Below are 18363 nucleotides of genomic sequence, written 5' to 3' on the forward strand. Positions count from 1 at the left end.
GTGGCGTGAGGCATGCCCGCGAGCGTCAGGTAGCCGGCTTTCACCGGGCAGTCGGCGGGCGTTGGCTCACAGCAGGCAGGTGAGATGAAACGGAGGCCAGGACGCACAGTTACTGCTCCGCTACTCTGAAGTGCTGCACTGGGGGACACCTTCGGGGGGCCAGGATGACCGACACGAACCGGACGAGATCGCCCGCGCCGCCCCGCACGGTCCCTCAAGCCCCATCCGGCAATCCGCATCGCGTCGTCGGCGCCCTGGTTGCCCTGGCGCCTTTCACCGCGGCACTCGTCGCGTTCAAGGGCATCCTCGACTACCTGCTGCCCGAGGACTGGTTCAGTGTCTCCTTCGTCCGCGTCCTGTTCGCAGGGGTATGCGCCTTGTGCATCGGTCTCGTGCTGCGCCTTCTCGGCGAGAGATACCGTCCTACGCCTACGGATCCACCGGTCCCCGATCCGCCGGTGTCGTCGTCGGCTCCCGCTGTCCGGCGCATAATTGACGACTCCGAGAGAGGCGTCCTGGCCGAGTTCAGGGAGGTTCACCACGGCGGTACCGACCTGGCGGGGTGGTCGCAATACCTTGACGACCACGGAGTCCCGCCCACGGCCGTCGGCACCTCCTATGGTCTTCGCGTGGTGACGTCCTTCGACATCCGGGATCCCCGAATCAGCCGTCATCGGGTGGTCGAGTCCTTGTTGGCCCTACAGAAGCCGGGCGGTGGCTGGGCGGCGAGCACTCAACGCGACCGTGGCAGGCCGGAGATCACCGCGTGGGTCCTCGCGGCGATGTACCGCGCGGGTCTCGATGACACGACGAGACAGCAACTGGTGCGTCTGTTGGAAGGCATGCTGGACGTGGCGGACGATCCAATAGGCATGAACCGTACGACCGTCATGACGGTGGTCATCTCCACCCTGGCCGAAGTCGCTCCGAGGTCGCCGGCTCTCCCTCTGCTCGCGCGCCGGCTCCTCGACGGAGCCCGCCGGGACGACAGCAGCGAGACGCTGACCTACTGGGGTGAGAACCTGGTTCACTCCACGAGGTCGGCCGCGCACACAGCCCGTGCCGCCATCGCACTGCATCGGGCGGCTGGCGTGCTCCCGGACGGAGGTATCTACGAGCGAGCGTCCAGGTCCGGGATCAACTGGCTGTGCAACACGGATCTCTCCCTGCAGACCACCGACGAACAACTCCGACGCCCCGTTGACGACGGAAGCGTGGACGCTCTCATGATCGGCCACTTCACTTCCGCCTGGGTGGCCAGGGCCTTGATGCTTCCCGGCGCGCGGGACTGTGAGGACCCGCTGCGGGACGCGGTCGCCGAGACACTCAAGCGGCACGCCGACGGAGCGTGGCGCTGGCACGATGACACGAGGCCGATCTGGATGACGTACCAAGGGGCCATGGTCTTGAGGGACTACGCACTGAGGAATACGAGATGCCTGTGACCGGGACGGCCCACCGTCGCTTGATTGCCGCCACCTGGAACGTGCACGAAGGGCTCCCGGCTACAGGGAGCGGGACTCCCGTGAACGCCGAGACCGAAAAGGAAGTGGCTCGACTCCTCTCGGAGAAGGGCGTCGACATCGTGGCCTTCCAAGAGCTCGGATTCGCTGCGAGCGGCACGTCCGAGCTTCTCGAGCACGTGCGGCGTACCACCGACCTGAAGCATGTGGCTGCCTACCCGCTCCATGAGTCCTCCTTCTTTCCGGAACGCCGCAGTGGTGTAGCCCTCGCCAGCCGATTTCCCGTGGAGCACACGAGGCGATGTCTGCTTCCCAACCCGGGCCTGCAGACGCGGATCGAGGGAAAGGAGATCAGAAGTCACGACAAAGGGATGCTGACGGCCGGTTTCAGGCCGTGGGGGTTCGGCATGGAGGTGACATCGCTCCACTCCTTCCCGTTCTATCTCTTCGGCAGGGATGCGAATGAGAGCGAATTCAAGGAGATCTGGAACCAACTCGCCGAGAACTTGAGACACAATTTGGACGGTCACTCGGTTCTCGTCTGCGGAGATTTCAACTCATCGGACCGCGGATTGCTTCTCGAGGCGGGAAACCTGCCGCTGACCAGTTCAATGGAAGGATCGCGCACCTATAACGAACGATCCGTCGACGACATTCTTTACGGGCCGCGGATTATTCTGAACCGCACCGAGGCCATTGAGAATTTCTCCGACCACAGGCTCTGCCTGTCTGAATTTTCGGTGGGCAGCTGAAGCGAACGAAGTCTCCATGTGTGCGCACGAGCGGGACAGGAGCAGGGCATGGTAGGCCGGAGCATCTTGACGGCGGAGAAAGCCTTGAACGACGTGTTCGGCGATACTCTGACCGATGCCGAAATGGTCAACGCTGGTCGGACCGTCATCACGGAACTGGCTCGGCCCGCGTACCTGGCGGAGCTGCTATCGGAACTCGCCGAAGGCGGAGGAGATGCCGCGGTCTGCGCACGTCTCTCGTACCAGCACGTCCTGGGCTTTACCAAGCTCCTCCTCGTCGACGCAGGCGGTCGCGCCAAACTCCGGGCACATCTGTGGCACCCCCACGACGGAAGTACTGCGCGCAAGGAGGACATCCACAACCACCGCGCCCCGCTGGCTTCATGCGTCGTCCTGGGCCGGCTGGGCATGGAACTCTTCGAGCCCTGCCCTGAAGGGGAGATCGAAGCGATCCACCTTGAGGAGTCATTGGTGGACGGTACGGGTTCCTGGTTGCTCCGGCCCACCGGGCTGGCGCGTCTCCGCCTGGCGCACACCGCGCACTACGCCCAGGGGAGTGCCTACGCGCTGCCGCCCCACGTCCTGCATCGCGCCTGGCGCGAGTCATCCGGTCAAACCGTGACTCTGTATGTGGAAAGCGGCTGTGAACGACGCCAGCACACTGATGTCTTCACGATGACGCCGGGGCATGACGCGGAGATTCAGAAGGTTCCGCTGACCTTGAGGGAGTACCTGGAAAACCTCGCCGCGCTCAGCGAGTCGCTGCGGATGATGTGAGCAGCGGGCGCAGACCGCCTGAAAGGCTGCCGTGCGCTGCGGCCGCCTCAATCCCTAACGGCGGCCTCAACCAGGGTAGACCGGTTCCCGGCGCCGCCCAGAATAGGCGAGCACTGACCACCCCTACGCTGCGACGATGCACCCCCTGGATGTCGAAGAACCTCAGCGGGTTCCGCGTGGACCGCGTGGCCCATCGGACTGGGCCGCGCTAACCAAGATCGATTCCGTCGCGGCAGCGGGCCGTTGGGTTACAGCGTGCTGGAGTACCGCTTCTTCGAGCAGGGCTTTGTCACCATGCTGATGGTCGCCCCCAGCGCCCCACCGACGAGGTGTGGGCACACGTCTCCTCACGGCCGTCGAGAGCCCCGATGTACCGCCGCGAAGCTGTTCACTTCGACCAACGTCTCCAACCACTCCATGCAGCAGCTGCTACATCGTGCCGGCCGACGCCCGGGCGGTCTGCTCCACGGCCTCGACGAGGGAGATTCCGATGCGCCCAGCGGGCGCCGGAAGCGATGACTTTGGTTGCGGATCGGAGTCTCGGCACTGTAGCCAACCGATGGGAGTGAAGATGGGCAAGCTGAAACAGGTGGCCGACGGCGTCTGGGTCCGGCAGAGCGACTGGGTCTGGACCAATTCCATCGCGGTGCGCGGGGAAGATGGGCTGATCCTTATCGATCCCGGCATCGATGGCTCCGAGCTGAACCAACTCGCCGATGACGTGGACCGGCTCGGCATTCCGGTGGTCGCCGGGTTCTCCACCCATCCCCACTGGGACCATCTGCTCTGGCATCCCCGGTTCGGTAACGCGCCGCGCTACGCCACCCCCGCCACCGCCCACCTTGCCAGTCAAGCCCGAGAGCGGGCGCAGGCGATGGCGGCGGAGAGCGCGTCCGGCATCCCTCTCGACCTGGTCGCGCTGGTCACGCCGCTGCCCGCGGACGGCGGACCGGTGCCGGGCGAGATCATCGAGCATCAGGCGCACGCTGTCGGCCACGCCGCGATCCTCCTCGCGGACCGTGGCGTCCTGCTCGCCGGCGACATGCTCTCCGACATCCTGATCCCGCTCTTCGACTTTCGCCAAGACGATCAGGTGGGAGCCTATGGGGCCGCGCTCGACCGGCTGGGTGAGGCCGCCGGGCGCGTCGATGTCATGATCCCCGGCCACGGAGCCGTTGCCGAAGGTCCCGAGGTGGCGACCCGCCTCGCCGCCGATCATGCCTACATCGACGCGCTCCGGCGAGGAGAGGAACCGGTCGACGCGCGTCTGGGGCCACATGCGGACTGGCTCTGCGGACTCCACCGGTCGAACCTGGAGCAGGCCCGAGGGCGGCAAGGGCTCAGAGGCCCTGGCGGGTCTGCCGGACCGGCATCCTGACCAAGCTGTTCGGCCCGATGGCGGTCCCTCCGCGCGCCCTCCTCAACGGCATCCACCGGCTGCCTGCAGTGGCGCCAGAGCCGGTCGCATCGTTCACCTTCGGCTCTCGGCCGGACTGCGACCTGGCCCTGGCCCTATTCGGTCCCGGCGCTCCTCCTAGGCAGTTCCGTTTGGAACAGCCGGTCGCGGTCCGGGTGCCGTTGACTGACGCGCAGTGGGCTCGGATCGAGCCCTTGCTCCCGGACCGGACGGCAGGTGCACCTACTGCGGCCCCGTCGGCAACCTCTGGGCGATCGCATCGATCACCTCACGGTGATCCCGCCCACCGTCCACCCCGTCTGGGCGTCGGGTCCGGCAACAACGGCCCGATCCGCGCCCTCTGGCCGTGGCAGGTCGCTCGCGCGTGTGGATGGGTGGGTACTCCCCGGCTGGTTCCGTCACGAATCAATGGACGGCGTGACGGGCGACCAGATGCCGAGCCACTGCTCGGCGCCCCAAGCCTCGAACCGCTCTACCTCGGTGAACCCCAGCTTCGCCGCGAGACGCATCGAGCCGACGTTGGCGGTCTGCGTGGCGAGCACCACCGGCTCGCCGGGAAAGACGCCGTCGAACCAGTCGAGTGCCGCCGCGCACGCCTCGGCGGCGTACCCGAATCCCCACGCCCGCGGCAGGAACACGTAGCCGAGATCGGCCTTGCCCGCGGCAGCCGGGCGGCGGTGCCCGGTTGCTCTCCTGAGCAGGATCTGGCCGATCATCGCTCCGTCGAGATCAACGACGAAACTCCCGGGCCATCGCTCGGGCACCTCAGGCGTCTCGCGCTCAAGCTCGTCACGTGGGCGGGGACCGCCGAGGTAGGTGTGTACCTCTGGCGAGGCGAGCAGCTCGATGAACGCCGCACGGTCCCGTGCCTCGGGCTCACGGAGTACGAGCCGCTCGGTCCTGATCGGCTCAGGCGGCCAAGCCGCGAGTCCCAGATCTTCCATCCGCGCACGCTAACAGGTGGTCCAATTGACCGAACGGGAAACGCTTAGCTCCCCGGCCTATGACGCTCAACGGCACATCGGCAGGCACGAGAGCTGGCGCTGTTCGACCGCCAGACGACCAGCGCGTGTTGCGAAAGTGAGTCAAGGAGCTCGTTCACGTCTGGTAGGGGTCGTGTGATGCTGGCGCAATGACTGATCAACGCGAGGTTGTCATCGTCCGCTGGCCAGGTCAGGGCCCCTCCGTGGACCGGTTGGCCGAGTTGTTGGCGGCCTACCATCTGCGGACGGAGGCCGAGAAGGGTGAGGCCGTTGTCGATGCGGCCGGGTTGCCGGACCGGTACCGGGCCGAAATCCTGGACCCGCGGGCCGCGTTCGTCGACGATGTCGTGCTGATGGCTCTGAGCGGCGACACAGCCGTGGGTTGCCTCGTGGTGACCGCCCCCGTCGGCGGGCGGTCAGAGGTGAAAAGGCTCTGGACAGACCCGGCATTCCGTAGCCGGGGCATCGCGTCCGGTCTGGTCGGCGCCGCGCTTGCGCAATGCGCGGAAAGCGGCGTCAGCACGGTACGGCTGTCGGTGTGGAAGTGGCGGGCAAGTGCGATCGCCCTGTACGAAAGGCTCGGTTTCACCGTCGCCGAATCATGGGAGGAACGAGATCAGCTCCTTTGCATGGAGCGTACCGTGTCAATGGGCGCAGCCACTCCTTGATAGCTGCGACCAGCACACTCGCCTCATATCGGACGGCGAGGTTGTCGTATCCCAGCCACCCCGGTGGCGCTTGAGGCGACTGAACCCCCACACCACCGCGTGGCGCTCCTCGTAGTCGGCCCCGTCGAACCTCGGCGGTCGGCCGCCGCGGGAGCCACGCTTCTAACGGTTGCGGACCTGGTCGGCCTTCCGCGGGATCCTGCAGCGGATGCCACGCCTGCGCAGGTGGTCGCGGTTCGCGCGTGCCCCGTACGCCTTGTCAGCCCGGACCTTGTCCGGCCGGGTGCGCGGCCGGCTCAGGCCAAGGCGGGGAACCTGGATGGCCGCCGGGACCGGCTGAAACTGCGGGCTGTCGTGCCGCTGGCCTGCCGTGACCAGCGGCGACAGCGGTTTCTGGCCCTGCTCAGCCGTCGCCCAGAGCAGCTTGGTGGACAACTCGCCTCGCGGACGCCCCAGGCCGTGGTTGTCGGGCTCGGTGTCGATGCCGCCAGGGAACTCCTTCTGCTCGGCGCCTTTTTACGAGCCCGGCAGCATGCTGGTGAGCCCGCGCGCTCATGGAATTCCCGCTGACGTCCCAGGTGATCAGTCTCTTCGCGTAGGCCTCGGCCTGCAGCTGTACGAAGATCTGCTGCCAAGTGCCGTCGCGCTGCCGGCGCCGAAGCAGGTCGTAGGCTCGGTCCCTCGGCCGGTACCGCTGCGGCACGTCGAGCCACAGCGCACTGGCCCTGGCTCGCCACCGTATGCCGTCGATCAGCTGTCGCCGCGTCAACGTCTGCGGACGGCCCGGCTTCTTGCTCGTCGGCAACAACGGCTCGCGCCGGAGCCACTGGCCGTTCGTCAGATCTCCACGCCCCACGATGCGTGATCATCCACATCCACGAGCTTGATTCATTTTCACAACAGGCCTGAGCTTGTTCTTCATCGTCCGTCCGCGTCATACGGCGGGGACGGAAGGTTCCAGACGGCGTCTGACCGGCTGACAATCTTTCGAAGTTCGCGGGCACTTCGGGGTGATATGGCCTGCATCACGGTGTCGAGGAGGGCTCGCGCTTCGAGGGGGTCGCCGCAGCAGTACCAGGGCACGTTGCCCCACTCGTAGTCGTGCCACAGATCCCGCTCGGGCTGGTGGACGTAGTCCTTCCACAGGCCCACAGCCGTGCTGACATCGCCTGGCTGCACATAGTTGCGGGTGTGCTCGAGGCGGGTGATCTCGGACAGCGCACGCGAAGACAGGCCGTCGATGAGGGGCCTTGCGCCCGTTGTCCGGTGGCTGCCGAGGGCGTCGGCACGGATCTTTCCTGGCCGGCTACGCGGCATGGACCTTTCGGTTCGTCGTCATGCGGTACATGGTGCCACGGTCTCGAATGGCGTCTCGAACGGATTTACTCGCATGCGGNGTTGTCCGGTGGCTGCCGAGGGCGTCGGCACGGATCTTTCCTGGCCGGCTACGCGGCATGGACCTTTCGGTTCGTCGTCATGCGGTACATGGTGCCACGGTCTCGAATGGCGTCTCGAACGGATTTACTCGCATGCGGATTCGCCCGCCGTGAGGGCGCCCTTCGCCTGAGCCCGTGTTCCCACCGGCGAGTCTGATCACCGTGCCGGTCGTCTCCGACAAGGTGAAGACACAGCACCGCGAAGCGGCCGGGCCGCCGGGCGTGTCCGACTGGGGGCAGCGGAGACAGCGCCGACGTGGACTCGGGCGGCTTCGACGGCGACTGAGCCGGCGGCACTGAATCGCGACACCGTTCGACCGCCGAAAACGCCGCACATTCCGCACGATGCGCTGATCAAGGTAATCAACAAGCCTTGCCCAGTGCTTTTCCGCAAAAAAGATCTCGGGCTGGGAGGGCTACCCGATCACCTCGCGGGCGGCGTCGAGAAACTCCGACCGGTTGCCCTCCAGGTAGTCCCGCTGTTCGGCACGTTCCGCTGGTTGTTGAGTCCTCATTCAAGACGCCCTAGAAAACGTCGGCCGATCTGTCCTGCGTGAGGTTCTCGAGGATCGTGCGCATCCACGGGCTGCGAACGGCCGGTAGCCGGACCAAGGTGTGCTCGAACGTTCCCCGGTCGGCCCGGAACAGGCAGTTGGGGCGCGGGGGGAGCGGTTCGTCGCGGAGGACGTCTTGGGGTATGCCGCCCGACGCGGGAACCGGCAAGTACGTCTGGGGCGAGACCAGCCACAGCCACACCCCCAGTGGCAGGGGCACTGGGTATGCCGAGTCGGCCGGGCCGACGGGGGCCCAGGTCTGACCCGTCTGGGGATGGACGGGTACCAGGAGGATGTCGACGCCCGCCTCGGGGGAGGGCTCTCCTGGTCCAGCCAGGACGGCGCGCCGCGTTGGCGGACCTGCGGGCAGGAGGGCGTCCAGTGCGCGTTGGAACACGTCCGCGGTCAGACCGTTGGGGACCGTTACCGGTTGGCCTTTGGAGGCCACCAGCAGGTGGGCGAGCGCCTGGCCGGCTGCCGCCTCCCATTGCGGACTCCACGACCAGTAATGGCTCGACCCGAACCGTCCTCCCCATGTGGCAATCGGCTCGAACGGGGGCGTGCTCTCCTCCCTCTCTGTCAGCTCCGCCCAGGAGAACGGCGCAGGCTGGACACCGTCGACGAGGACGCGGCGCACGGCGTCTGAGCTGAGCCGCGCTGTCTGCCAGAGCGAGCAGTCGTCGACCCTGGTTGCCACGGGCAGGTCGCACGCTTCGCAGGCCATGTTGGGCCCGTCGGCCCCGTCGAGGCCACAGCAGGAACCGCCGCGTTTCTCCGGGATCAGCCGGGTTCCGCGGATATCGCCGGGCGCGATGACAATCGCCCCGGGCGTGCTGTCGGACAGGGCGTAGACCGGCGCGTAGATGCCGCGTGCCTCCGCCTCGCCCGGATCGATCTCATTCCACATTCGCCACGGCCCTCCCCAGGGGTCCGGGTCCACGGCAAACGTCCGTGACTTCATGAGTACCGGAAGCTGGACCCCGTTCCCGTACTTCTGACGGGCGTGGGCCGGAAGGGCGACTTGAGACAAGGGGACGGTCAACTCGGCATCGCACCGCGCACAGACGAAAACGAACAAGAGCCCCCTCCGCATGGGAAATCAGCTGCATCGTCGCAGCCCGGCGGCGGCCCGCCAACGTGTTTTCTCATCCGTCGTGGAGCGTCAACGCAGCGTGGGGGAGCGCCGGCCGTCGACTCTGACGGCGCCTAGCGGCTCACTCAGTGTTCGAAGTCTCGGTGCGCTGTGGTGCCCCCGAGTGGCGAACATCGGTGTCCATTCTCGTGAACATAGCCATCGCCGGCGGCTGCGCGAGGCCGTCGGCGAGATCCTCGACGACTGCACACACGACAGCGCTTCGACGACGGCGTCGACTGACTGTCACCACCGAGGGAAGAATGACCGCATGCTCGTCCCCACCGTGCCACCGCGCGCGTACGGTGGTGATACGACCCGCCAGGAGGTGCCGATGAGCGCGCAGCCCGAGGAAGCCGCCGCCCCGCCGGCTCCGGCCGCCGCCGCCCAGCTGCTCGCGCAGCTGCGAGCCGACCGCCGCGCCGAGTCGTGGGTGCCCGCGTTCGAGCAGGACTGGGCGCGCGCCCTGGACGACGCCCGGCACAGCTATAGCCTCGCCCCGCTCCACGACGTTGTTCGAACCTGGCGGGCCCGCCTTGCCTCCGCCCCTGCCGTCGACGCTTTCCTCGCCGGCGGGAGCGACGACTCCGACGGCATCGACTTGGACCAGGTCCTCGGGGCCCGTACGTGAGCGATCAGCCGCCCTGGCCCGCACGCCTGTCGCCACAGGCCGCAGGTACCGCAGGGGGGTTGCCCGACCGTGCTCGCGAGATGCTCCGGGACGTCCTGGACATCGCCGGGCGGGACCCGTGGTCCTTCCCGCCCTTCAACGCCCGCGACCCCGAAGGTGAGGACGTCCGCTCGGCCTCTGTCGGACAGCTCACCACCGTGTACTGGATCAACCGCCCCGCCGGACGCCTGTACGTCGTCGACATCGTCTGGCTCGGCTGACGACGCATGAACGAACCGCGCATCGTCCCAGGCATGGGAGCTTTGGGAACGAGGCGCGGTCACGCTGGGACTCGATCTTCTCTGTGAGGGATGAGAGTGTCTGGTCGTGAATGAGATGTGCAGTGGGCTGGAGGCGGCCTTGACTGAGGCGTCGTCTCCTTCGTGGGCGCGACGTGTTCGTGCCGGGCGGGACCTTGCTCCCTTCGCTGCTGTTCCTGACGCTGCGGAAACGCTGGTGGGGCTGCTGTTGGATGTCGAGGACACGGCGGTGACCCGGCAGACGGCAGAGGCCCTGGCCCGGGTGGGGACGCTGGCCGCCGTAAGGCTCATCGCTCTCGCGGTCGCTGAGGCTGACGACAACCAGGCCGACTGGCTGCGGACCGGGGTGCACGACGCGTTTGTGGGTCCGGGCGGTGTGCCGGGTGCCGCGGCGGCCTGCAGGAAGCTGGTCCGGGACCCGGAAGAAGCTGTCCGCCGGGGGGCCGCAGACATCTCGGTGTGGACAGGCGACCCGAGGTGTTGATCTGCCTCCCCGTGCCTGTGGGCTGGTCCATGCAGCCGTCGCCTGGGGGAGGCGGGATTCGTGGAAGGTGCCGTCGCGGCGTATGGCGCACCGAACGCTGCCTGAGGACCGGGGGATCCGGCTGTCCGGGTCCCGGTCATCAGGTGACGGGCAGTCCGTAGGCCCGGTCGAAATGCTGGGCCACGAGGTGTCCGGCCCCGTCGCAGGAGAGTTGCCAGTCGTTGACGCCTGTCTCGCGGCCGTCGGAGAAGTTCCACAGCAGATGGCCGGAGGCGGCGTCGATCGCGTAGAAGCCGTTCCTGTTCTCGAAGGCCGGCACGTGGACGGCGTGCGCCCCCACCGCGATCGGGTGGTCGACGTTGAGGCGGGGGGTCTCGCAGAACCAGCGCCGGGCGCCGGTGGCCGCGTTGAAGGCGTGGACGCCGTAGGGATCGGTGCCCGTGGCGTAGACCGTGTTGCCGCCCGCTCCGAGGGAGGCGAACATGCCGCGTTCCGCCTTCGCCTTCCAGCGGAGCTTTCCGGTGGCGAGGTCCAGGGCGATGAATTCGGAGCCGATGGCGAAGACGGTTCCGCCGAGTACGGCGAGACCCGGCCGCAGGTCGTAGCCCACCGGGAGCCGCCAGCGCAGGCCACCGCCGTCCCGGGTGCTGCGGACCGTGACATTGCGCAGACCGTCGGCGTAGACGAAGTAGTCGGACGTGATGACCGGCTTGAGGGGAACCCCGACGTCCTGGGGGTCGATCGGTATGACGACGGCCCGGCGGGCCTTGAGGTCGACGCCGAAGACCGCGCTGGTGGAGGTCGCGACGCCCTGCTCCTCTGACCGGCGTTCCAGCTTGGCGCCGAGGACCGAGACGACGTGGCCGTCGTATCCACCGAGGAGTTGATCGAACTGGAAGTCCCTGCCGAAGTCGAGGGTGAACTTCTCGGTGCCGCCGGCCGGATCGACGCCGATCAGCGTCGCACCGGTGCCGAGGGCGACCGCGGCGTCGTGGGCCAGCAGGACGGGACTGGGCGAGAGGCTGATGCCCTGGTAGACCCATTCGGGCTGGGATCCGTTCCTCAGGTCGAGGCAGATCATGGTGCCCGGGCGGCTCTTCAGCAGGGCCGTGCCGTCGTTGAAGACGGCCGGGGTCTGGAGCAGAGGGCCGCCGCGGTAGACCCAGGTCGGGTCGGGGGCGGGGCCGGGCCGACGCGCCCGCTGCCCGCTGGTCCTTCGTCCGACGACGAGGGCCGTGCCTCCGGCGAGAGCCGCACCCGCGGTCACGGCGAGGAGGGTGCGTCGGCCGACACGGGAGCGTTCGGGGGCGCGGCGGTGCGCGGGCGCGGTGGAACGCTCCGTCGCCGATTCGGCCGCGGCCGCCGGGGGTCTCCGCTCCGGCGGCTCGGCGGTGGGCGGTGCTCCACCGGTGGCTCCGGTTCCACCAGCGGCGCGGTGGTGGGCGTCCCCGGCCGGGAGGACGCGGTCCGGGTCCGCCGCGCCGTCTCCGCGGTCGGTCTTGTGCGACGCCGGGTGCACCGGCGTCCGGCCCGGCCCGTATCGGGCGGACGTGGTGGGAGCCCCAGCGGCGGCTGCGGCGGCCGCCGGCCGTGCGGACGTCAGGGTCCGCGCGAGCCGGTCGAGATCGGTCGCGGCCGCCCTGCGGTCGTCGACCATGGCGGCCACCCGCGCGGGCAGCCAGCCCTCTGTCAGCACCTGTTCGACACCGCCGGGCGCGCAGGCCGCAGAGAGCCGGTCGGGGCTGATACGAAGGGCCGGGTCCTTGGCGTGACAGAGGCTGATGATTTTGTCCAGTGGCTCGGGCACCAGGGTCAGATCGGCCGAACCGTGGACCACTTGGTAGAGCAGGGCGGCCGCGGCGGCTCCGCTGAACGGCGCGTGTCCCGACGCCGCGAACGCGAGCACCGAGCCGAGACAGAAGACGTCTCCCTCCGGTCCCACCGGATCGCCGGTGGCCTGTTCGGGACAGACGTACTCGAGCGAGCCCAACAGGCCGCCGGAGCCGGTGAGCTGGTAGCCGTCCCGGGCCCGGACGATGCCGAAATCGATGACGCGCGGACCGTCCGCGGCGAGCAGCACGTTGGACGGCTTGAGGTCGCGGTGCACCAGCCCCTCGGCATGCACCGCGATCAGCGCCTCGGCGATGCCCGCGCCCAGCGCGAGGACCGTCTCCACCGGCAGCGGCCCGTGTGCGGTGACCGCCTCGGCCAGGGTGGGGCCGGGTACGTAGGCGGTGGCGAGCCATGGCGTCCGGTCGTCCGGCGCGGCGTCCACCACGGACGCCGTGTAGGCGCCGCCGACCGCCGCCGCGGCCGCCACCTCGCGCCGGAAGCGGATCCGGAAGTTCTTGTCCTCGGCCATCTCGGGACGGATGACCTTGACCGCGACGGTGCGACCGGCCGGCGAGGTGGCCAGATAGACCCGGCCCATCCCGCCTGCTCCAAGGCGGGCCACCGGACGGTAGGGCCCTAGCTGCTCGGGATCTTCTGGGTGCAGTGGTTGCATGCCCTCGGCCGCCTGTTCTCGGTGGTACGGGCGGGAGTCCCGCCCACGTCGCGGGGGAAGGCCCTGTGGGGGGTCTGGCAGCAGACTAGAGGCTGAAACGGCTTATGCGAGCGCTTGTTGGCAACCGTTTCCGCTCCCTCGGACGAAGACGTTCCGCCTTACTCACGCCCAGGAAGGCTGATTTGACGTCGTGTCAGAGATCGGGTGACACGTGACCGTCCTGCGGGAACAGTGCGCAAGGAGCAACAGGCGGGGGACAAGTGCAGGCTGAAACCACCGGACCGCCGGAAGACCTCCGATGTGCCGAACGTCACGCTGCGCTTTCGCCGTTCGGTCGGGCACATCGCGCCGCGGGGGCACCGGTTCGGGTCCGACGCCGAATGCCGTCTATCAGCTGCCGCCGCGTCCACACCTGAGGCCGACGCGGCTCGATGCCCTGCGTCAACAGCGGTTCAAGCCGGGCACACTGGCCGTTCGCCAGGTCCCCACATGTTGCTGCAGCGTCTGCCCATCCGCTGGGCCGACTCCGGAAAGAGGGGCACTCCGAGCAGCCCCCGAGCACAGGGTCGGCCGCCTGATGCTGTATCTGCTGGTGCACCGAGGTGGACACTTCCCCATCCGTCGTCACCCTGCGGCCAGGAGTTTCACGACGATGCGCGGCCCTGCGTGAGCTCTTAGGGCGATCGCCTCCGGGCGTTCGTCGGTGACGTCGCACTGTTCTCCACCTGGCCCAGCGGCACCGTGTCCTACGGCGTCATGTCGTCCATGCCCGGCGGCAGCGACATATCCGACTTCCGTGCGGCCGTCATTGAGGACGCGAAGGCCGTCTGCGAGGCGCTCTCCGGCGGCACGGAGATGAACGATGGCGCAGTCAGCCGGCTCCTTGATGGCAGGCCACTTGTCCGGGTTCACGCCCGGACGGAATGCGAACTCCGCATAGAAACGGTCCCAGACGCGTCGGTACTCGGCCTCCGGCAGCCCGGTCACAGGCTCGCTCGTCATTCGCTCAGATTATCGAGCAAGCCCAGCGTGACCCCTTCGGCGTTGGGTCGCTGACAAAACCTTGCATCTCCCCACTTTATGCTCACCGGCGGGACACTGTGCCGCGGAAGCTCCGCCGATGAGTTTCCGGCGGTTGTGCGGTCTACCTGTCGACGAAGGGAGCGCACCATGCGCAAGATCATCGTTTGCACGTTCCTGACGCTGGACGGCGTCATGCAGGCGCCGGGAGGTCCGGACGAGGACGCTGAGAGCGGCTTCGAGCATGGCGGCTGGCAGAAGCCGGTCGCCGACGACGAGGTCGGCGCGGCCATCGCCGGTTGGTACGAGCACTCCGACGCGATGCTGCTCGGCCGTAAGACGTACGAGATCTTCGCGTCGTACTGGCCGACCGCCGATCCCGACAACCCGTTCACCAGTCGGATGAACAGCATGCAGAAGTACGTGGCGTCTCGGACCCTGACGTCCGTCGAGTGGCAGAACTCCACGCTGCTGGAGGGCGACATCGTCGATGCCGTACGCGAGGTGAAGGCGTCCGACGGCGGCAACATCAACGTCGTCGGCAGCGGCGACCTCGCCCAGACCCTCATGCAGCACGGTCTCGTCGACGAGTACCGGCTGACCATCCATCCGGTGATCATCGGTACCGGCAAGCGGCTGTTCGCCGACGGAGCGATCCCCACCGCGCTGGAGCCGGTGAGCGTCTCGACGACGAAGGGCGGCACCATCGTCGGCGTCTACCGGCCGAACGGTAAGCCCAGCTACGACAGCTACTAGCTGGGCGGGTTTTGGCAGGATCACCCAGCAGGACCAGCGAAAGATGCCCGCCGACGTGGAGTCCGGCCAGGTAGCTGGTCGCGGTCTTCTCGTAGCGGGTGGCGATGGCGCGCCATTGCTTCAGGCGGTTGATGCACCGCTCGGCGGGCTTCTGCTGTAGGTCTCGCGGTCGAAGGCCGGAGCACTGCCGCCCCGGCTTCCCCGCCGCAGTCGGTGAGGTCGCTGGTCGGCCGGGACGGGGGTCATCGTCCGGATACCGCACTTGCGCAAGTTGCTGCGGATCGCGTGGAAGGAATACGCCTGGTAGGTATGTGGGCCCGGCTGGGCGGGCGGTCGGTCGGCAGGGGCCCAGGGCTAGCGGGCTTGCACGTGCTCCAGGCCCTCTTCGATGCCGCGCGCATGCACGGCACCGAGGTGCGCTTCGCGCCTGTGGCGCAGTCGGTGTACTGGGCCGGCCCCGTTATCACGCGGGACCCTGAACTGGCCGCTCTTCTTGGAGCGCGGGCCGACTGCGGACGGGCGCTTGGCCATGCACCTGTTGCACCTGGCCTCACCAGGGGCGGCAACGCTCCAACTCATGCCTCCATAGCCCGTGAACAGGTGACGGGGTGACGACGGTGTGCGCGGGGTAATGGCTATGGCCTCGGCGCTGGTTTACTCGTCCTGATGGGCGACACAGGCATCCCGGCGTGTGTCGTCGGTGTCCTCGATCGCCTTGCGGGCCTCGGTGGCGACGAGGTCTGTACTGACCGAGCCGATCTTCAGGGCCGCGTCAATGCCGGCAATCAAGGCATAAGGGGGCAGCTCTCGGCGCAGTGACAAGACCTCGACCAGCAGCTGTGTGCCCTCCCGGTTCCCGGCTCTCTGCCTGGCCGCAGCCCAGAACGCATCGAGCGTCTTCGTGTACCTGTCCTCTGCCTTGGCCTGCACCGTTCCGGCAGCCGCATGCCTGTATGCCCGCTTTGACTGCAGTGCGGCCTTCGCCGCAGCGGCCTCCCGCTCAACCCGCTCCCTCAGCAGACGTATCCGAACCTCCCGTTCCGCACCGGTCAAGCCCGTGAGGCCCAGCCTGGCGTCACGCTCCTCCTGGGACACAACGCCCCTCCTCTCCTCGGTCGGCCTCATTGTCCGCTGCCCGCAGCCGGCCGCGAAGGATCTGCCGCGAAGACGAAACGAACCGTGCAGGTATGGGTTCGCCGATCAGTAGTGCTCGCCGCGCGAGGGATGAACCTGCACCCCGATGCCCGGCACCCACAGGTCCCCGTGATCGCCCGCGCTGATGTCCCACGCCGTCAGCTCGTCCGGACACGTCGCCCCGCGCGCTCGTACGTCCGCGATGACCACCCGCGCGATCGTGGCGGGCGCCTGCCGATCCGTCTCCGGCAGTCTGATGCGCCACCGCTGGTGTTCGTCAAGGTCCTGCCAGCCACGCTCACGCATCTGGGCCGCGCGCTGCGGGGTCTGCTCACTGTCACGGTCATAGATCCCGGCATAGAACTGGTGCCCGTGGTCCCGGTGTGTGTAGGCGATGACCATGTCGCGGTTCCAGTCGCGCGCGGTGCGCAACTGGAAGCCGACCCAGTCTCCCGGCGCCTGCACCGGGATCTGCTCGGCCCACGAGGCCAGCATCAGCTCCAGAGCGCTCTGGGCATGCTCCCAGTTGTCAGCGACCTGCATCCCGTTGTACGTCCAGCCGGGCGCCTGGCCGGGGCCCTTGCGATCGAGTTGCCACGTGTACGGCAGGTCGCCGAGGCGGTGCGCCCCGTCCGGGGTGCTGCTGGGTGTGCTGTCGAAGGCGAACCACTCCTGCCTTGCGAAAGCGTGGGCGTCGTGAACGGACAGTGCAGCATGCCCGTGGTCCCCCGACAGCAGGAGAAGCCGCTCCCGGGTGCACCAGCGCACACTCGGACCGTAGGCAGCACCGCCCAGGAGCGTGGGCTGGCCGATGCGTTCCACGATCGCCTCGTACACCGGCCGGAGGGCCTCCCGGCGCTGTACCAGGTTGGCGCCCGGTGCGTAGGTGAGAATCGTGGTGGGCTCCCGGCCCAGTTCCCTTCCCGGCTCCGTGAACATGGCATGTGCAAGGTCGGCGGCCGCCCCAGGCGTGCCATTCCGCATGATCGTCATTTTCTCATCCTGGCAGCCGCCACCGACAATTCGGCTGGGCCCGGGGCCCGCCACCGCATACACCGCGCCGGATCGAGCTGCCGCCAGGCTCGTTGAGGCGCGCGAGCCGGTCCGCGGTGGCGATGCCCGCACAGGGACCCGACCGCGACTGCGGCGGCACCACCCGATCGGCGCAGTATGGCTACCAGGTGACGGGGCACTGGAGTGCAGCCCGGGCGCCTGTTCTTCCTGTTGTGCTCCGGGCTGCGAGGTGCTGGGCGGCAGCGATCCCCGAGTCGCTGCCGCCCAGCCCCAGACGGGAAGGCGGCGTGGACTACGAAGGCGGGGGCGGCACGCGTCCCGCTTCAGGATCACCAGTCGGCTGCCTGCTCCCCGTGCGGACGTCGATGGGCCCCCGCCCGGCCGGCATCATCACCTGAAGCGGCACCCGGCCCACTGGCTCGGACCGCAAGGCGAGGGCCAGGACGCTTCGATGGTCAGACGGGGACGCGTGGACCGCGCCAGCCGGCGGTAGGACGAACTGCTCGTTGACGGTGACGACCTGCTGGGTTGCCCGTTGGGCGGTTCCGCGGTCGGGGTACGTGGTGGAACGGGTGCGGACCATGGTCGACGCGGTGGGCTCCATGCCGTTGCTGCTGTTCATGAGGGTCCCTCAGGTGGCGGCGAAGGACCAGAAGATGCCGAGCTCGGAGGGCACACAGATACGGCCCGTCCCGACGTCCAGGACGTCGTTGACCGCGGTGACGACGCAGGCCAGGGCGAGGACCGCGTCGATGACGAGATCGCGCCAGATCGGGCGGGGCGGGGCAGCGGACCGGTCGGAGCGGTAGCACCGCTGCTCGCTCACACAGTCCATCCACCTTCTTCGCTGGCCCGTTATCACCGTCGGCCGCGCACTGCGACGGTTTGTGATCGCGTAGGTGGAGCCAGGCGCGCGGCTCTGCCGGGTCCTTCCCGACGCGCCGTCCGGGGCGCCGGGGTTGCGGCTTGCGGCTTGCGGCTGATGTGCAGGATCACCGGTACCCGCGGCTCGAACCGTGCGTAGTTCAGTCGCTGAAGGAAGGCCTCCGCGTGCGCCCCGCCATCAGGCCCGCCAGAGCTGCCCGCGATGACACTCCCGTCTTGCGGTAGACCCGGGAGATGTGGGTCTCGACCGTGCGGCGGCTCAGGCAGAGTCGTTCGGCGATCGCCGGGCTGGTGAGGCCGTCGGCGACGAGGTCGGCGATCTCCCGTTCGCGGGCGGTCAGTTCGGCGAGGCGGCGCTCGGGCCCGTCGGCGGCGGCGGCCACCGCCGGGCCGACCGCCTCGGCAAGCCCGACCAGCATCCCGCAGCCCCCGGCGGCGGCGAGCCGCCGCCC

At 68.4% G+C, this 18363-nt stretch carries 20 protein-coding genes; 9 read left to right on the forward strand and 11 right to left on the reverse strand.

Translation table 11 applies throughout. The features are described 5' to 3' along the window. Positions 1-392 precede the first annotated feature (392 nt). The 4 genes from ACWBNA_RS43005 to ACWBNA_RS43020 all read left to right on the forward strand — a co-directional run bounded on the left by ACWBNA_RS43005 (position 393) and on the right by ACWBNA_RS43020 (position 4370). A complete protein-coding gene (locus ACWBNA_RS43005) occupies positions 393-1445 on the forward strand; it encodes a hypothetical protein (protein ID WP_482710050.1) in 1053 nt (350 codons plus the stop codon). After that, a complete protein-coding gene (locus tag ACWBNA_RS43010; RefSeq protein WP_482710051.1) occupies positions 1436-2215 on the forward strand; it encodes an endonuclease/exonuclease/phosphatase family protein in 780 nt (259 codons plus the stop codon). The genes ACWBNA_RS43005 and ACWBNA_RS43010 overlap by 10 nt, the downstream gene beginning before the upstream one ends. Positions 2216-2308: 93 nt before the next feature. Next, positions 2309-2992 (forward strand): hypothetical protein, encoded by a 684-nt coding sequence (locus ACWBNA_RS43015; protein ID WP_482710076.1) that lies wholly within the window; start codon positions 2309-2311, stop codon positions 2990-2992. 571 nt (positions 2993-3563) lie between these two features. Beyond that, entirely contained in the window at positions 3564-4370 is an 807-nt protein-coding gene (locus ACWBNA_RS43020) for an MBL fold metallo-hydrolase (protein WP_482710052.1), read from the forward strand. Between the two features lie 437 nt (positions 4371-4807). Here the strand turns inward: ACWBNA_RS43020 and ACWBNA_RS43025 are convergent, their stop codons facing one another. Continuing rightward, positions 4808-5353, reverse strand: coding sequence for a GNAT family N-acetyltransferase (locus ACWBNA_RS43025; RefSeq protein ID WP_482710053.1), 546 nt, complete (start codon positions 5351-5353; stop codon positions 4808-4810). A gap of 188 nt (positions 5354-5541) precedes the next feature. On the opposite strand from ACWBNA_RS43025, the gene ACWBNA_RS43030 reads away from it, so the two are divergent. After that, complete coding sequence (locus tag ACWBNA_RS43030) at positions 5542-6060, forward strand: GNAT family N-acetyltransferase (protein ID WP_482710054.1); 519 nt, start codon at positions 5542-5544, stop codon at positions 6058-6060. 162 nt (positions 6061-6222) lie between these two features. Here ACWBNA_RS43030 and ACWBNA_RS43035 read toward each other — a convergent pair whose 3' ends face one another. The 4 genes from ACWBNA_RS43035 to ACWBNA_RS43050 form a co-directional block, all read right to left on the reverse strand. Continuing rightward, entirely contained in the window at positions 6223-6495 is a 273-nt protein-coding gene (locus tag ACWBNA_RS43035) for a transposase (protein ID WP_482710055.1), read from the reverse strand. Further along, positions 6464-6916, reverse strand: coding sequence for a transposase (locus ACWBNA_RS43040; RefSeq protein WP_482710057.1), 453 nt, complete (start codon positions 6914-6916; stop codon positions 6464-6466). Before ACWBNA_RS43040 ends, ACWBNA_RS43035 begins: the two co-directional genes overlap by 32 nt. A 62-nt stretch (positions 6917-6978) precedes the next feature. Continuing rightward, positions 6979-7377 (reverse strand): hypothetical protein, encoded by a 399-nt coding sequence (locus ACWBNA_RS43045; RefSeq protein WP_482710058.1) that lies wholly within the window; start codon positions 7375-7377, stop codon positions 6979-6981. Between the two features lie 644 nt (positions 7378-8021). Then, positions 8022-9128 carry a hypothetical protein gene (locus tag ACWBNA_RS43050; RefSeq protein ID WP_482710059.1) on the reverse strand — a complete coding sequence of 369 codons (1107 nt, stop codon included), beginning with the start codon at positions 9126-9128 and terminating at the stop codon, positions 8022-8024. 388 nt (positions 9129-9516) lie between these two features. On the opposite strand from ACWBNA_RS43050, the gene ACWBNA_RS43055 reads away from it, so the two are divergent. From ACWBNA_RS43055 to ACWBNA_RS43065, 3 genes are all read left to right on the forward strand, one after another. After that, entirely contained in the window at positions 9517-9813 is a 297-nt protein-coding gene (locus ACWBNA_RS43055) for a DUF6247 family protein (protein WP_482710060.1), read from the forward strand. 59 nt (positions 9814-9872) lie between these two features. Then, a complete protein-coding gene (locus ACWBNA_RS43060; RefSeq protein ID WP_482710061.1) occupies positions 9873-10073 on the forward strand; it encodes a hypothetical protein in 201 nt (66 codons plus the stop codon). 235 nt (positions 10074-10308) lie between these two features. Further along, positions 10309-10596 carry a hypothetical protein gene (locus tag ACWBNA_RS43065; protein WP_482710062.1) on the forward strand — a complete coding sequence of 96 codons (288 nt, stop codon included), beginning with the start codon at positions 10309-10311 and terminating at the stop codon, positions 10594-10596. Between the two features lie 139 nt (positions 10597-10735). Here the strand turns inward: ACWBNA_RS43065 and ACWBNA_RS43070 are convergent, their stop codons facing one another. Both ACWBNA_RS43070 and ACWBNA_RS43075 read right to left on the reverse strand, forming a co-directional pair. Continuing rightward, entirely contained in the window at positions 10736-13102 is a 2367-nt protein-coding gene (locus tag ACWBNA_RS43070) for a protein kinase domain-containing protein (protein ID WP_482710063.1), read from the reverse strand. A 624-nt stretch (positions 13103-13726) separates the two neighbouring features. Next, on the reverse strand, positions 13727-14104 hold the full coding sequence (locus ACWBNA_RS43075; RefSeq protein ID WP_482710064.1) for a DUF2716 domain-containing protein: 378 nt from the start codon (positions 14102-14104) through the stop codon (positions 13727-13729). 168 nt (positions 14105-14272) lie between these two features. Between ACWBNA_RS43075 and ACWBNA_RS43080 the strand changes: the two genes are divergently transcribed. Then, complete coding sequence (locus tag ACWBNA_RS43080) at positions 14273-14878, forward strand: dihydrofolate reductase family protein (RefSeq protein WP_482710066.1); 606 nt, start codon at positions 14273-14275, stop codon at positions 14876-14878. Positions 14879-15532: 654 nt separating this feature from the next. Here ACWBNA_RS43080 and ACWBNA_RS43085 read toward each other — a convergent pair. From ACWBNA_RS43085 to ACWBNA_RS43100, 4 genes are all read right to left on the reverse strand, one after another. After that, positions 15533-15973 carry a hypothetical protein gene (locus tag ACWBNA_RS43085; protein WP_482710068.1) on the reverse strand — a complete coding sequence of 147 codons (441 nt, stop codon included), beginning with the start codon at positions 15971-15973 and terminating at the stop codon, positions 15533-15535. A gap of 105 nt (positions 15974-16078) precedes the next feature. Continuing rightward, entirely contained in the window at positions 16079-16996 is a 918-nt protein-coding gene (locus tag ACWBNA_RS43090) for a hypothetical protein (protein ID WP_482710069.1), read from the reverse strand. A 661-nt stretch (positions 16997-17657) separates the two neighbouring features. Then, positions 17658-17852, reverse strand: coding sequence for a hypothetical protein (locus ACWBNA_RS43095; RefSeq protein WP_482710070.1), 195 nt, complete (start codon positions 17850-17852; stop codon positions 17658-17660). Positions 17853-18051: 199 nt separating this feature from the next. Continuing rightward, a partial coding sequence (locus tag ACWBNA_RS43100) for a helix-turn-helix domain-containing protein (RefSeq protein WP_482710072.1) occupies positions 18052-18363 on the reverse strand: 312 nt, incomplete at its 5' end.

Source organism: Streptomyces sp. Q2 (genome assembly GCF_056820935.1).